Genomic DNA, 14,769 nt, shown 5'->3' with positions numbered 1-14,769 from the left:
CGCCCCGGCGCGTAATGGTTGAGAGGTGAAGCAACCAACCGGTCAGGTGCGCACGGACACCCCCAGCCGACGTACCGGCGGACCCGGAGACGGTGGCCCGCCGACCGGGCAGGAGCTGAGCCGGTGGCGGCATGCGACGCGGTGGCGGGGCGCTGTCGCCGGCGTGCTTTCGGCGTTGGCCGGACTGGCGGCGGGGAGTGTGGCGGCGGGTCTGCTCGGCACCTCGCAGACACCGGTGGTCGCGATCGGGTCGGCGTTCATCGACCGGACACCGCCGTGGCTGAAGGATCTCGCCATTTCGTGGTTCGGCACCAACGACAAGAACGCACTGCGGGTCGGCATCCTGATCGTCGTCCTGGCACTGGCCGCGATCGGCGGCGTTCTCGCCGTACGGCGCTATTGGGCCGGCGCACTCATCATCGTCGTACTGACCGGCGTGGCCGTGATCGCGGCGATGACTCGGGCGGACTCCGGGCAGACCGGGTTCCTGCCGTCGGCGGTCGCCGGGATCACGGCGTTGCTCATCCTGCGGCTGTTCAGCAAGCGGCTCGAGCCACTGATCGACTTCCCCGATGACGGCGTCACCCGCCGGGGGTTCCTGCAGTTGTCGGCCGGGGTCGCACTCGGGTCGGCGGCAGTCGGTCTGCTGGGCCGAGTGGTCAGTGGAAATCGTGCGGCCGTCGCGGACGCGCGGAAGAGCCTGAAGCTGCCCCAGCCGCCGACCCTCGCTCCGCCGGCCGGTGTGCAAGCCGACGGCGCCACCCCGTGGGCCACGTCGAACGCCGACTTCTATCGCATCGACACCGCACTCTCGGTGCCGCAGATCCTGCCGACGGACTGGAAGCTGCGCATCCACGGCATGGTCGACAACGAGATCCAGCTGACCTTCGACGACCTGCTGAAGCGCCAGGTGCTGCACAAGTGGGTGACGCTGACCTGTGTGAGCAACGAGGTCGGCGGCGACCTCATCGGCAACGCGCTCTGGTCCGGCGTACTCCTCAAGGACCTTCTGCAGGAAGCCGGACCGTCCAAGGACGCCGATGCGATCAAGTCGACGTCGAAGGACGGATTCACCGCCGGTACGCCGCTCAGCACGCTGCTCGACGATCGGCAGGCGATGCTCGCGTTCGCGATGAACGGTCAGCCGCTGCCGGTCGAGCACGGTTTCCCGGTGCGGATCGTCGTACCCGGGCTGTACGGCTATGTGTCGGCGACGAAGTGGCTGGTGGACATCGAGGTGACCCGGTTCGACCAGTTCGAGGCGTACTGGACGCCGCGTGGGTGGTCGGAGCTCGGCCCGATCAAGCTGTCGTCGCGGATCGACGTTCCGTTCGGCAAGAAGGTGACCGCAGGTCCGGTGACCGTGGCCGGGGTCGCGTGGGACCAGCACGTCGGGGTGTCCAAGGTCGAGGTGCGCGTTGATGGGGGCCCTTGGCAACAAGCGACGCTGGCGACGGACGCGTCGATCGACACCTGGCGGCAGTGGCACTGGACCTGGAACGCGCCGCATGGCACGCATCTGCTGCAGGTACGGGCGTTCGACGACAAGGGCAACCCTCAGGTCGAGGCGTCGGCTCCGCCCGCTCCGAACGGCTCGACCGGCCTGCACACCGTCAGCGTGAAGGTCGACTGACCGCAGCCAGCACCATGGGCAGGAACGTGTGCTCGAGCGAACCCGCCGGCACCTTCCGAGGCTCCAGCAGGCTCTGTGAGCGTGCGCCCTCATGCAACGCGATGACCATCCGGACGAACTGCTCCGGCGGCACGCTGAACGTCAGCCCACTGGCCGCGGAAATCTCCTCGACCAGTTTCGTCAGGCTGTCCCGGAACATCGCCCGCTGGCGGTTCAACGCCCGCGCCGCCTCTGGATGCCGCAGCGCGTGCAGAGTGAACTCGGTCGAGATCAGATGCCACTGCCGCTGGTCCGGCGACGCCTCGTCGAGCAGACCGAGGACGGCGTCCAGCAACGTGCCCGGCTGATTCGCGAGGTCGGGCAACAGCGCGGCGATCTGCTCGAGCAGGCGGTCGGTGGTGGCCTGGAACAACGCGAGGACCAACTCGTCCTTGGACGCGAAGTTCGAGTAGAAGGCGCCGCGGGTGAACCCGGCCCGGTCGCAGATGTCCTCCACCGAGGCTCCGTGGAATCCGCGCTCGGCGAAGACTTCGAGGGCGCCGTCGAGCAGACGGGCCCGGGTGGCGGAGCGACGGCGTTTGGGCGGTTCCATACGAGTAGGATACAGTTCTGTATTGAATACACAACCGTATTGAACGGGGAACTGGGATGCAGCTCGAGGCCACCGGGATCAGCGTGCGCGGTCCACACGCGCCAATGCTGGCCGCGACGTCGGTGCGCGTCGCCGATCATCAGCTGGTGGTGCTGGCGGGCTACCCCGGTCCGGGCCATGTCGCGGCCGGCCTAGGGCTGTCAGGTCGTCTCAAGCCCGACACCGGCTCGGTCCGGCTCGACGGGAAGGCGGACGCGGCGCTCCTGCGTCGGCGGGTCGCTGTGATCGATGCACCCGGTATTACCGAGCCGGACGACGCCCTGCCCGTTCAGACCGTCGTGGGCGAGGAGCTGGCGATCGCGGGTCGCAAGGCCGGCCGGAAGGCTGTCCTGGAGTGGCTGAACGAGCATGACGCGGCGGAGCATGCGGACAAGCGGTTCGAGCACCTGCCGGTCGGCGTACGGACCAGCCTGCTCGCGGAACTGACCGTCGCGCGGCCGGACGTGAAGCTGGTCATTCTGACGATGCCGGATCGGCACGGTGGAGATCCGCACGAGTGGTACGCGCTCGGTCGCGACCTGGCGTCCCGCGGGTACGGCGTGATCATCACGTGCGCCGATGCGTCGGCACGGCTGCTGGACGTGGAGGCCGCCCGGCTCGGCTCGACCGACCAGCCGGACCCGGTGCAGGTCACACCCATCGCACCCATCGCACCGATCGAGGACCCGACGCCGGAAGACGTCGTACCGCTGGAAGAGGAGACGAACGCGTGACCGCGATCAGGATGGCCTTGAGCGAGTTGCGCAGGCTGACCGCGGGGCGGTTGCCCAAGCTGGCCGTGGTCGCCCTGCTGCTCGTGCCAGTGCTGTACGGCGGTCTGTACCTCTACGCCAACCATGACCCGTACGGGCGCCTCGACAAGATCCCCACCGCGGTCGTGGTGGAGGACGCGGGGACGACGCTCGCCACCGGGGAGAAGCTGAACGTCGGACCGCAGGTCGCGGACGAACTCGTGAAGTCGCGGAGCTTCGACTGGCATAGCGTCGACCGGGCGGACGCGACAGCGGGAGTGTCGGACGGGAAATACGAGTTCGCGCTCGTGCTGCCGAAGTCGTTCTCCGCTGACCTCGCGTCCAGCGCCGAGTTCACGCCGCGGCAGGCGCAGCTCGAGCTGCTGACCAACGACGCCAACAACTACATCGCCCACACCATCGCGAACCAGGTGGTCGCGCAGGTGACCAAGACCGTCGCGTCGCAGGTGAGCGAGACGGCGGCGAGCCAGTTGCTGGCCGGGTACAACACGATCCACACGCAGATCGGGCAGGCGGCTGCCGGTGCTGCTCAGCTCCAGACCGGACTGACGTCGGCGGCGACGGGCGTGACCAAGCTCCAGACCGGCGCGACCCAGCTCAATACGGCACAGAAGCAGCTGTCGGCCGGCGCGACCAAGCTGGCGGCCGGCACCACTCAGGCATCGCAGGGCGCGACGTCGCTTGCGGCCGGTGCGAGCAAGCTGGACAGCGGTCTGGACACACTCAAGCGGAAGACGGCGACGCTGCCGAAGCAGACCAAGACCCTCGCCGCCGGTGCCGATCAAGTGGCTGACGGCAACGAGAAGATCGCAACCGCCGGACGCCAGGCCGCGACCGCGTCGAGCACGCTGGTGAAGGACCTCAGCACGCTCGATTCCGGATTGGCTGCCCGGCTCAGGGCCCGCGGCTTCAGCCAGCACCAGATCAACGAGGTCCTGACCGAGACCGCCAAGCTGCGTGGGCCCGTCGTACGCGCGAACACCAAAGTCCAGTCGACGTCCAAGCAGCTCAACCAGTTGGCCACCGGAGCCCGCAAGGTCTCGAACGGCGCGGCCGCGCTGGCCAAGGCGACGCCGGCGCTGACGAGTGGCATCAGTACGGCGGCCAACGGCGCACAGCAACTGGACTCCGGCGCGGGGCAACTCAAGACCGGCCTCAACAGCCTGCAGACCGGCGCACAGCAACTCGCGACCGGTGAGAAGCAGGCGGTGGTCGGACAAGGGCAGCTGCTGACCGGCGTGAACAGCCTTGCCACCGGAGTCACCAAGCTGAAGACCGGTGCGACTCAGCTGAACACCGGACTGGCCAGCGGCCTCAAGCAGATCCCCAACCCGTCCGCTGACCAGCGCAAGGCGGCAGCCGAGACGCTCGGCGCGCCCGTGACCCTGCAGAACGTCTCACAGGCGACGGCCGACAGCTATGGCGCCGGTCTGGCTCCGTTCTTCCTGAGCCTGGCCTGCTGGATCGGGGCGTACGTGCTCTTCCTGCTGGTCCGGCCGCTGTCACCGCGGGCGCTGGCGGCGCTGCAGTCGCCGTTCCGGGTCGCGCTGGGCGGCTGGTTGCCCCCGGCCCTCTTCGGCGCGATCCAGGCGACGCTCGTCTTCACCGCGGTCACCCTCGGCCTCGGCATCCACGCGGCGCATCCGTGGCTGACCGTCGGGTTCCTGATCCTCACGTCGTTCACGTTCGTGGCGATCCTGCATGCGCTGTCCGCGTGGTTCGGCGCGGTCGGCAAGTTCCTCGGTTTGGTCCTGATGGTGGTCCAGCTGGTCAGCGCCGGCGGCACGTTCCCGTGGCAGACCATCCCCGCGCCGCTCTACTTCTTCCACCACGCCCTCCCCATGAGCTACGCCATCGACGGCGTCCGCCACCTCATGTACGGCGGCCCCGGCACCTCCCTCGGCCGCGACCTCCTGGCCCTGCTGGCTTGGTTCGCAGTAGCCCTCGCCGCGTCGACCCTGGCGGCCCGCAAACAACGCGTCTGGCCAGCCAAGAGCCTCCAGCCGGAACTTGCGCTTTAGGTGTTCATGAAGGCGGTGGTGCGGGAGAGCAGTTGGGTGGTGGTGGGTTGGTCGAAGTAGGTGATGAGGGCTTCGTAGGCGCCGGATTCGGCGGCGGAGTGGTCTACGACGTAGCCGTAGTAGCCGTCGGTGTAGCCGACGACGCGGGTGACGGGGTGGGTGCTGTCGGCTTGCAGGCAGGCGCCGTGGACGGCGAAGAGTTCGACGGGGAGGTTGACCCAGCAGACGTCGCCCATCGTCACGACGCTGATGGGCAGCTCGAGGGAGTCCGGTAACGGCACGGCTGCCATCAGCGCTTGGCCGCGGGCGCCGTCGAGGCGGGTCTGGGCGATCCGGCCGGAGGGGTCGTCCTGGCCATTGGCCCGGCTCTCGGCCGCGACGACGAGTCGGGCGGCCTCGGCGGCCGACGGGATCTCGCGCACCTTGAGGTCCAGCGTCGTACGGCGAATTGCCGGTGCCGACTGTGGGAGCGCCAGGCCAGGCCCGGCCAGCGCTTCGCGGACCCGTGAGGCGAGCAGACCGCCGAGCCGGGCGACCTCGGCGGCTCCGCGACCCTGCCGAGTGAAGCGGGGACTCACATCACCGGCGGCACCCTGCAGGAACCCGACCACAGCGGGAGCGAGCGCGGCGCGGGCAGCGCCCGGCCAGTCGGCGGAATACCGCAGGTTTTCCGGACCATAGGTGGTCGGATGGCAGGCGAAGTCCAGCAGAACCGCCTCGAGTGAGCCCTCCGGCGAGTGCAGCGCGAGGATGCCGGCGGTGTTGTCGTGCGGACCGCTGCGACGGTGCCGATTGGTCCCGACACCGATCACCTCGACCGACCGCCACGACGCCGTCACCGACCGGCGCGCGAGACACGTCGCCCGGACCTCGGTCGTCAGCGCGTCGACCAGGTCCCGCTCCCGCTCGGCCGGGATGACCGGATGGATCTCACCGGTCCAACCGGACGGACCGGAATGCGTATGCGAGGCGGACACCACCACGTGCGACGCCGGGATGCCCGCCGCTGCGCCGGCCGCAACAGCCAGCTCTGTAGTCAGGTTCTTGCCGACGGCAATCGCGTCCAGCGTCAGCCACAGCACACCGGGCTCGTCCGCCGTACTCAGCCAGATGATGGTGGCCCGGAGTGGGTCCGCGGCCCCGGTCGCGAGGTCGGTACGGGCGGCATAGCCGTCCAGCCGGTGACCCGGTGGCGGGGTGACGTCCAGGGATGTCGCGGCCAAGAGGAGTTCGGTCACGTCGGGGCTCCAGCGTTCATACCGGCTTTGATCTGGCAGGGGCAGGCGAGTCGGTGTTGTGTACCAAGACAACCAGGTATTCGTTCCACCTGCCCAGACACAGAGCGGACTACCGCCGCGCGGGAATCGCGCTGACCAGGCGGGCGGTGATGTCCGTGGGGTCGGTGATCGCGTGGCCGACGACGACGGCGTACGCGCCCGCGTCGCAGACGCCACGGACGTCCTCGGTGGTGCGGATCCGGCCCTCGGCGACGACCGGGCAGTCCAGCCTCGCTGCGAGCCGGCGGACCAGTTCGACATCAGGTCCGGTCGGCGTAGGACCCGAGGTGTAGCCCGACAGGGTGGTCGCGATCAGGTCGGCACCCGCGTCCCGGGCAGCCAGGCCGGCGTCGAGGCTGTCCACGTCCGCCAGCACAGGTACGCCGAGTTCGTCATGGATCCGGCGGATCTGCCGGTCGAGCGGCTGTCCGTCGGGCCGCGGCCGGAGTGTGCCGTCGAGCGCGACGAGGTCGGCGCCGGCCGCGACGACGCCGGCCGCGACGTCGTACGTCGGGGTGATGAACACACCGGCCGGGTCGCCGAGCTTGTGCAGACCGATGATCGGCAGGCTGGTCACGGCCCGGATCGCAGCGATGTCGGCCGGCCCGTTGGCCCGGATCGCACCGGCTCCGCCGGCCTCAGCGGCCTGGGCCATCAGCGCCATCGCAGCCGGGGAGTCGAGCGGGTTCCCGGGACCTGCCTGGCAGGACACCACCATGGTGCCGGGCGCGAGAGCTGTCATCGACGGTGCGTCACGATCAAGTCGGCGTACGTTCCGACCGGCCCGGTCGCCAACCGCTCCGCGCCGTCGAGCGAGTTGCCCACGGCCGGGGTGAGCTGCGCTCTGGGCGACAACGCCGTACGGACCGGGGTCAGCAGCTGCTCGCCGGCGCCGTCGAACAGTCCGCCGACACACGCCACCGGAACAGGGCCTTCGCCGGCCAGTTGCGCCACGGCCGCACTGACCGTCTCGGCGATGTCGCCGGCCGCGCGTACGACGAGATCGTGCGCGACCGGATCACCCTCGGCGGCACACCGCAGCACCTCGGGAGCGAAGCGGGCGACGTCGTCGACCAGCGTCGAGGACCGGTAGAGCGTGACCGGATCGAGCGCGGTTTCCGCGAGCTTGGTCACCGGGCCGCGGCCGTCACGGGCACGCTGGACCGCGACCAGGCCGGCGCGGCCGATCGCGAACGCGCTCCCCGCGTCGCCGAACAGGTACCCATGCCCGTCGAGCTTGCGCCAGGTGCCGTCCCGGTCCACCGCGAGGCAGACCAATCCGGTGCCTGCGGCAACCACGACGCCGTACCCGTCGGGCAGGGCGCCGGCGTGCGCGGTCACCATGTCCTGGGCCAGTCGCACCTCGTCGGCGTCGAACAAGGCGCCGACCTCCGCGGCGAACGCCTGCGCCGCGCCCGGTGCGGGCGGGTAACCGGTCAGGCCGAGAGCAACCACCTCGACCGGCCCACTGACACCTGCCTCGGCCGCGGCGTCGCTGATGGCCGCCAGCATGCGTCGGGGAGCGTCCGGGCCGTGGGTGTACCCAGGCCCCCTGCCGGTACGGCGCGAAGGGAGGGCTCGGAGTCTGAGGGCGGACTGTCCGCCGTCGATCGCAATGCGGGTCACCGGTTCACTCTTTCCCACCAAGCGCGGCCGGTAAAGCACCTCGGGTAGACCACTCGGGCGGATCGCACCGAACACTGTGGCAGGCTGGCAGGAATCCTCGGGAGGGATCAGGTATGCGCTTCGGACTCAAGGTCAACCCGGCAGGCTGGGACGACGCGTCGTCCTGGGCGGCGATCGCGGAGGAGGCCGGCTTCGACGGGCTGTGGACCGGCGACAACCTGCGCAACCCGCGCGATCCCGCCATCGCGGTGCACGACGGGCCGACCATCATCGCCGGCTGGGCCGCGACCACGCGACGGATCCGGGTCGGCTTGCTGATCGCGAACCTGGTGTTCCGGCACCCGACCGTCCTGGCCAAGCAGGCGACGACACTCGATCATGTGTCGGGCGGCCGGTTCGATCTCGGCATCGGCTCCGGCGTCTGGCCGACCGACCACGGCATGGCCGGTACGCCGATCTGGACCGCGCGGGAGCGGACCGAGCGGCTGGCCGAGTTCGTGGCGATCGTCGACCGGCTGTTGTCCGGGGACGTGGCCGATCACGCCGGGCCGTACTACCCGTACTCGCTGGCCGCGATGACACCTGGGACGGTGCAGGAACGGCTGCCGCTGATCATCGCGGCGAACGCGCCCCGCGCCCTCGCGGTCGTCGCGGCGCACGGCGACGGGTGGGTGACGTTCCCGGGTGCGGCGACCGAGGCGGAGTTCTACGCGAAGTCGGTCGAGCGCGTGCAGGCCCTGGACGCGGTCCTCGACGGCAGGAGGATCCGGCGACTCCTGCTCGCCTACGGGCAGATCGATCCGTGGGCGTCGGAGGACGGGTTCGCCCGGCTGGTCCAGCGCTACCAGGGCATCGGCTTCGACGAACTGGTCGTCTACGCGCCGAAGGATCACGAACGCGCCGTCTTCGACAAGGTGGCGAAGCGGCTTGACGACTACCGCTAGTCCTCGATGTTGGACATGACGTGCTTGATGCGGGTGTAGTCCTCGAGGCCGTACATGGACAGGTCCTTGCCGTAGCCGGAGTGCTTGAAGCCGCCGTGCGGCATCTCGGCGACGATCGGGATGTGGGTGTTGATCCAGACGCAGCCGAAGTCGAGGCGGCGGGCCATCCGCAGCGCGCGGCCGTGGTCGCGGGTGAAGACCGAAGAGGCCAGTCCGTACTCGACCCCGTTGGCCCAGCGCAGCGCCTCGTCCTCGTCGGTGAATCGCTGGACCGTGATCACCGGGCCGAAGATCTCCTGCTGGATGGCGTCGTCGTTCTGCCGGAGTCCTGAGACGACGGTCGGCGCGTAGAAGTAGCCGCGTTCGCCGACGGCCGCGCCACCGGTCCGGACGGTCGCGTGGTCGGGCAGGTTGCGGATGAAGTCGCTGACCCGGTGCAACTGGGCTTCGTTGTTCAGTGCGCCGTACGCCGCGTCCGGATCGTCGGGCTGGCCGGTGTGGGTGTGGTTGGCCCGCTCGGTCAGGGCGTCGACGAAGTCGTCGTGGATGCCGGGACCGGCCAGCACCCGGGTCGCGGCCGTGCAGTCCTGGCCCGCGTTGAAGTAGCCCGCGTCCGCGATCGCCTGCGCAGCCTTCGCCAGGTCGGCGTCGTCGAAGACGACCACCGGCGCCTTGCCACCGAGCTCGAGGTGGGTGCGCTTGAGCTGCCGGGCCGCGGCCGACGCGACCTCCATCCCGGCGCGGACCGAACCGGTGATCGCGACCAACTGCGGGATCTCGTGGTCGACCAGCGCGCGGCCGGTGTCGCGGTCGCCGCAGACCACGTTGAGCACCCCTGGCGGCAGGAACTCGTTGCACAGCTCGGCGAGCAGCACGGTCGACGCCGGCGTGGTGTCGCTCGGTTTCAGCACCACCGTGTTCCCCGCGGCCAGAGCGGGCGCGATCTTCCAGATCGCCATCATCAGCGGGTAGTTCCACGGCGTCACCTGACCGACGACACCGATCGGCTCCCGCCGGATCCAGGACGTGTGGCCGGTCATGTACTCGCCGGCTGACCTGCCCTCCAGCACCCGGGCCGCGCCGGCGAAGAACCGCAGCTGATCCACACACGGCGGCACCTCGTCGGTGGCCGTGATGGACAGCGGCTTGCCCGTGTTCCGGCTCTCCACCGCGATGAACTCGTCCGCCCGCCGCTCCATCGCGTCCGCGATCCGCAGCAACGCCAACTGCCGCTCGGCCGGCGTCGTGTCCCGCCAGGTCTCGAAGGCCCGCGCGGCCGCGGTCATCGCCTGGTCGACATCCTCCGGCCCGGACAGCGGCGCCCGCGTGTAGACGTCACCGGTCGCCGGCGCGATCACGCCGTACGTCGCGCCACTCAGCGCGGCCACCGGCTTGCCGTCGACGATGTTGGTGAGGGTCTGGTCCATGACGGTCCTATCTGCTCGATTCTTCGCCGAAGACGCACTCGCCCTCGACGTAGGTGGCCCGCACCCGGGCTTGCGCGATCTCGTCCGGCGGTCCGGCGAACGGGTCGCGGTCGAGGACCGCCAGGTCCGCGAGCGCCCCGGCCTCGATCCGGCCGGTCTCGTCGGCGTGGTTCACCCACGCGCTGCCCGAGGTGTACGCCGCCAGCGCGGCAGCCAGGTCCAGCGCCTGCTCGGGGAGGAATGCGTCGGCCGCGCGGTCGTCCCTGCGATTCACCGCGACGTGTACGGCGGCCAACGGGTCCGGGCTCGACACCGGCCAGTCCGATCCGGCGGCGATCCGGGCACCCGACCGGGCCAGGGCACCGAACGGGTACTGCCACGCGGTCCGCTCCGGCCCGAGGAACGGGATGGTCAGGTCGACCATCTGCGGTTCGTACACCGCCCACAACGCCTGCATGTTCGCGGCCACCCCCAGCTTGGCGAAGCGGCCGACGTCATCGGGATGAATCACCTGCAGATGAGCGATGTGGTGTCGCAGGTCGCCGTCGCCGTTCTCGGTCAGCGCCGTCTCGAACGCATCGAGCGCCTCCCGCACGGCCCGGTCGCCGATCGCGTGCACGTGGACCTGGAACCCTTCCGCGTCGAGCCGCGTGACGTGCTGCCGCAACTCGGCCGGATCCACGAACGACAGGCCAGCGTTGGCGGTCCGGCAACCACAGCCGTCGAAGTACGGCTCGAGCATCCCGGCCGTGAAGTTCTCCGCCACGCCGTCCTGCATGATCTTCACGCTGCCGGCCCGGAACCGCGGGTAGTTCAGGGAGTCTCGCCGTACGACGAGGTCCGGGATCTGGTCGGCGCCGCGGTCCCGCTGCCACCAGAGCGCGCCGACGACCCTGGCGGTCAGGCGGCCTTCACGGGCGAGTTCGACGTACGCCGGGGTCGCATCGCCCATGTTCGCGTAGGCACCGAGGATCGCGTCCTGCCAGCCGGTGATGCCGAGCGAGTGCAGATACGCCTGCGCGTCCATCAGGGCCGCGACCAGCTCGACATGCGTGGTCGGCGGGAGCAGCCGGCCGACGAGGTCCATCGCACCCTCGTGCAGGGTGCCGGTCGGCGATCCATCCGGGCCGCGCTCGATCCGGCCGTCGGGCGGGTCCGGCGTACGCGCGTCGATCCCGGCCAGGGCGAGCGCCCGGGAGTTGGCCCAGGCGCCGTGGTGGTCCGCGTTCACGAGGAAGGCCGGGCGGTCGCCGGTGACTGGGTCGAGGTCGATCGCGACCGGCGCGGCGCCCGGGAAGTCGGGCTGGTGCCAGCCGCCGCCGAGGATCCACGGGACGTCCGGGTGCTGTACGGCGTACCGCGAGATCGTCTCCTGGTACGCCGCCAGCCCGGAGGCGGGCGCGAGATCGCAGCGGGCACGTTGCAGACCGCCCTGCACCGGGTGGATGTGGGCGTCAACGAATCCGGGGAGTAGCAGGCCGCCAGCCAGGTCGACCACCGTGGTGTGTGGACCACGCAGCTCGCCGAGGTCGGGACCTATCGCGGCGATCCGGCCGGAGCGGACCGCGAGGGCCAGGCCGGGCCGGTGCCGCAGCCCGTCGAAGACCGAGCCGTTGACGAACAGCGTGTCCACCGCCGACCTCCCGCTGTGCTCGGTGCTGTCACCCCAGTCGACTGATTCCGCATCAGATGCCTATCTGAACTGCCGACATCGACACACTATCGGCTCACTGGGAACGAAATCACTTGCCCGAACGCATTTTTCCAGGCACCATGGCGGGCAACGCCAGCCTGAGACGAGGGAACCACCATGTCGTCCGACACGCTCGACGACGCCGACTTCGCCCACCTGCAGCAGTCGGCTCGCGATCACCTGTGGATGCACTTCACCCGCTTGTCGAGCTACCAGACCGGTGAGGTGCCGGTCATCGTCCGCGGTGACGGCGCCTACATCTACGACGCCCGCGGCAAGCGATACCTGGACGGTCTGGCCGGTCTGTTCGTCAGCCAACTGGGCCACGGGCGGACCGAGCTCGCCGAGGCGGCCGCCAAGCAGGCTTCGGAGCTGGCGTTCTTCCCGCTCTGGTCGTACGCGCATCCCAAGTCGATCGAGCTGGCAGAGCGGGTCGCGGGCTATGCGCCGGGGGACCTCAACCGGGTCTTCTTCACCAGCGGCGGCGGCGAGGCCGTCGAGACCGCCTGGAAACTGGCCAAGCAGTACTTCAAGCTGACGGGCAAGCCCGGTAAGCACAAGGTGATCAGCCGTGCGATCGCCTACCACGGCACCTCTCAGGGTGCATTGTCCATCACCGGGCTGCCGGAGCTGAAGGCGCCGTTCGAGCCGTTGGTGCCGAGCACGTTCCGGGTCCCGAACACCAACATCTACCGCGCCCCGATCCACGGCGACGACCCGGCCGCGTTCGGCCGCTGGGCCGCCGACCAGATCGCGGTCGCGATCGAGAACGAGGGCGCCGACACCGTCGCCGCCGTCTTCCTCGAACCGGTGCAGAACGCGGGCGGTTGCTTCCCGCCACCACCCGGGTACTTCGAGCGGGTCCGCGAGATCTGCGACGAGTACGACGTACTGCTCGTCAGCGACGAGGTGATCTGCGCGTTCGGCCGGCTCGGACACATGTTCGGCGCCGAGCGGTACGGCTACCAGCCGGACATGATCACCTGCGCGAAGGGCATCACCTCCGGCTACTCACCGCTCGGCGCGATGATCGCGACCGACCGGCTGATCGAGCCGTTCCTGCACGGCGACACCACATTCGCCCACGGCTACACCTTCGGTGGCCACCCTGTATCCGCCGCGGTCGCGCTGACCAATTTGGACATCTTCGAGCGCGAAGGCATCAACGAGCACGTCCGGAGCCGGGAGGGGGATTTCCGGGCGACGCTCGAGAAGCTGCTCGATCTGCCCTTGGTCGGCGACGTCCGCGGCGCTGGGTACTTCTACGGGATCGAACTGGTCAAGGACAAGGCGACCAAGGAGACGTTCGACGACGACGAGTCGGAACGCCTGCTCCGCGGCTTCCTCTCCAAGGCCCTCTTCGACGCCGGCCTCTACTGCCGCGCCGACGACCGCGGCGACCCCGTCATCCAGCTCTCCCCACCCCTGATCTGCGACCAGCCCCACTTCGACGAAATGGAACAGATCATCCGAGCCGTCCTCATCGAGGCCGAGTCGAAGCTGTAGGCGTCGTCGGACCACCTCCGGGGGTCTGGACACCTTCGGGGGGTCTGGACACCTTCCGGGGGGTTCGGACACCTTCCGGGGGGTTCGGACACCTTCCGGGGGGTTCGGACACCTTCCGCGGGTTCAGCCACCTTCCGGGGGTGTGGACACCTCCCGGGACGTCGGACACCTCCCCGGGGGCGTGAACACGAAATAACCTGTGCCGGCCCACCACGTCTTGTCCGAGGCCCCGGCAGTTGGCTAGCGACTGGCCCAACCCCATCCCAGCGGACACCACCCGCCAGCGGACACCACCGCCCAGCTTGACAGCAGCCCGGCTGCACAGGAGCCCCGCTGCCACACCTTCGTCCGGGCCGATCACTTTGTGCACCAGATCCGTACGCCGACCACCTCGGCGTACGGATCCGGTGCACAAAGACGATCCCCGCCCTCGACCACAGCTCCGATCCACCCCGGCCGAGGACGGCGCCCGCGGGGGCAGCGCACGGAACCGACGTCACCACCACGGGGCGGTTCGGATCCGTGGCGCGGATCTGGGCCACTCACCAAGCAGACACCGCCCCCGACCGGTCACGCTCAAACCTGCACCCGTGATGACGCTGCAGTGGGGTTGGTGAGTGCCCCAGGTCCGCACCAGCAACGATCCGGGCACACCGGTCTCGAACACCGCCAGGACCAGTCGCCCACGGAAACGACACAAAGAGCCGAAATAACCTGTCGCAGCCCACCACGACCTGTCCCAGCCCACCAGACGTGGACCGATCCGCGGGCAACGAGCCCGCCGGCAGCCCGCAAGTCTGGCGGCGGTACGTCTTTGCGGCTGGTTTCGGGCGGATGTCGCGTTGAGCGCGCGCCGATCGTCATACAGGTGAGGGCAGATAGCCTGACTGCGGAGGAGGAGGCGGAGAGTGCCGTGCCGGATGACGACAAGAAGCGAGCAGCGCACCAGGCTCTGGTCGATCGAGTCCTGAGCGGGGAAGGCAAGGCACCCGCGGATCAGCGAGCGCGTGCCTTCAGGAACGACGGGCTGGCCCCACCGTTGGACGCCCTGATCGCCAAGGTCGCCGACAGGCCCGCGCAGATTACCGATGAGGACCTCGCTGCGGCCAAGGCGTCGGGCTGCACCGAGGATCAGCTGCTCGAGCTCGTGGTCTGCGCCGCGGTCGGCCAGGCTGCCCGGCAGTACGAAGCCGGACTGGCCGCCCTCGCCGAAGCGACCGGCCAAGGCGAGGCCTGAT

The 14,769-nt window shown here is 69.7% G+C and carries 12 protein-coding genes; 6 read left to right on the top strand and 6 right to left on the bottom strand.

Annotated features, from left to right (window positions below; genetic code table 11):
• Positions 1 to 25 precede the first annotated feature (25 nt).
• A complete protein-coding gene (locus OG555_RS13945) occupies positions 26 to 1,633 on the top strand; it encodes a molybdopterin-dependent oxidoreductase (RefSeq protein WP_329483274.1) in 1,608 nt (535 codons plus the stop codon).
• Here the strand turns inward: OG555_RS13945 and OG555_RS13940 are convergent.
• Complete coding sequence (locus OG555_RS13940; RefSeq protein ID WP_329483273.1) at positions 1,614 to 2,225, bottom strand: TetR/AcrR family transcriptional regulator; 612 nt, start codon at positions 2,223 to 2,225, stop codon at positions 1,614 to 1,616. The genes OG555_RS13945 and OG555_RS13940 overlap by 20 nt on opposite strands.
• A 56-nt stretch (positions 2,226 to 2,281) precedes the next feature.
• Between OG555_RS13940 and OG555_RS13935 the strand changes: the two genes are divergently transcribed.
• Entirely contained in the window at positions 2,282 to 2,998 is a 717-nt protein-coding gene (locus OG555_RS13935; protein ID WP_329483272.1) for a hypothetical protein, read from the top strand.
• Entirely contained in the window at positions 2,995 to 5,058 is a 2,064-nt protein-coding gene (locus OG555_RS13930) for a YhgE/Pip domain-containing protein (RefSeq protein WP_329483271.1), read from the top strand. The genes OG555_RS13935 and OG555_RS13930 overlap by 4 nt, the downstream gene beginning before the upstream one ends.
• Here OG555_RS13930 and OG555_RS13925 read toward each other — a convergent pair.
• From OG555_RS13925 to OG555_RS13915, 3 genes are all read right to left on the bottom strand, one after another.
• Positions 5,055 to 6,296 (bottom strand): hypothetical protein, encoded by a 1,242-nt coding sequence (locus OG555_RS13925; RefSeq protein WP_329483270.1) that lies wholly within the window; start codon positions 6,294 to 6,296, stop codon positions 5,055 to 5,057. The two genes, OG555_RS13930 and OG555_RS13925, sit on opposite strands and share 4 nt — an antisense overlap.
• A 109-nt stretch (positions 6,297 to 6,405) precedes the next feature.
• Positions 6,406 to 7,077 carry an N-acetylmannosamine-6-phosphate 2-epimerase gene (locus tag OG555_RS13920; RefSeq protein ID WP_329483269.1) on the bottom strand — a complete coding sequence of 224 codons (672 nt, stop codon included), beginning with the start codon at positions 7,075 to 7,077 and terminating at the stop codon, positions 6,406 to 6,408.
• Positions 7,074 to 7,961, bottom strand: a complete 888-nt coding sequence (locus tag OG555_RS13915; protein ID WP_329483268.1) for an N-acetylglucosamine kinase — start codon at positions 7,959 to 7,961, stop codon at positions 7,074 to 7,076. The genes OG555_RS13920 and OG555_RS13915 overlap by 4 nt, the downstream gene beginning before the upstream one ends.
• Before the next feature lie 113 nt (positions 7,962 to 8,074).
• Here OG555_RS13915 and OG555_RS13910 point away from each other — a divergent pair, with 113 nt between their 5' ends.
• On the top strand, positions 8,075 to 8,905 hold the full coding sequence (locus OG555_RS13910) for an LLM class flavin-dependent oxidoreductase (RefSeq protein WP_329483267.1): 831 nt from the start codon (positions 8,075 to 8,077) through the stop codon (positions 8,903 to 8,905).
• Here the strand turns inward: OG555_RS13910 and OG555_RS13905 are convergent.
• Both OG555_RS13905 and OG555_RS13900 read right to left on the bottom strand, forming a co-directional pair.
• Positions 8,902 to 10,332, bottom strand: coding sequence for a gamma-aminobutyraldehyde dehydrogenase (locus OG555_RS13905; protein ID WP_329483266.1), 1,431 nt, complete (start codon positions 10,330 to 10,332; stop codon positions 8,902 to 8,904). The genes OG555_RS13910 and OG555_RS13905 overlap by 4 nt on opposite strands.
• 7 nt (positions 10,333 to 10,339) lie before the next feature.
• The gene (locus OG555_RS13900) at positions 10,340 to 11,965 is read right to left on the bottom strand and encodes an amidohydrolase (protein WP_329483265.1); all 1,626 of its coding nucleotides are present in this window, start codon (positions 11,963 to 11,965) and stop codon (positions 10,340 to 10,342) included.
• 177 nt (positions 11,966 to 12,142) lie between these two features.
• On the opposite strand from OG555_RS13900, the gene OG555_RS13895 reads away from it, so the two are divergent.
• Complete coding sequence (locus OG555_RS13895) at positions 12,143 to 13,531, top strand: aspartate aminotransferase family protein (protein WP_329483264.1); 1,389 nt, start codon at positions 12,143 to 12,145, stop codon at positions 13,529 to 13,531.
• Positions 13,532 to 14,399: 868 nt separating this feature from the next.
• A complete protein-coding gene (locus tag OG555_RS13890) occupies positions 14,400 to 14,768 on the top strand; it encodes a hypothetical protein (protein WP_329483263.1) in 369 nt (122 codons plus the stop codon).
• Position 14,769: the final 1 nt, after the last annotated feature.

Origin of the sequence: Kribbella sp. NBC_01484 (assembly GCF_036227145.1) — a bacterium.
Classification (GTDB): Bacteria; Actinomycetota; Actinomycetes; order Propionibacteriales; family Kribbellaceae; genus Kribbella.
This window is presented reverse-complemented; position numbering and strand designations above follow the sequence as displayed.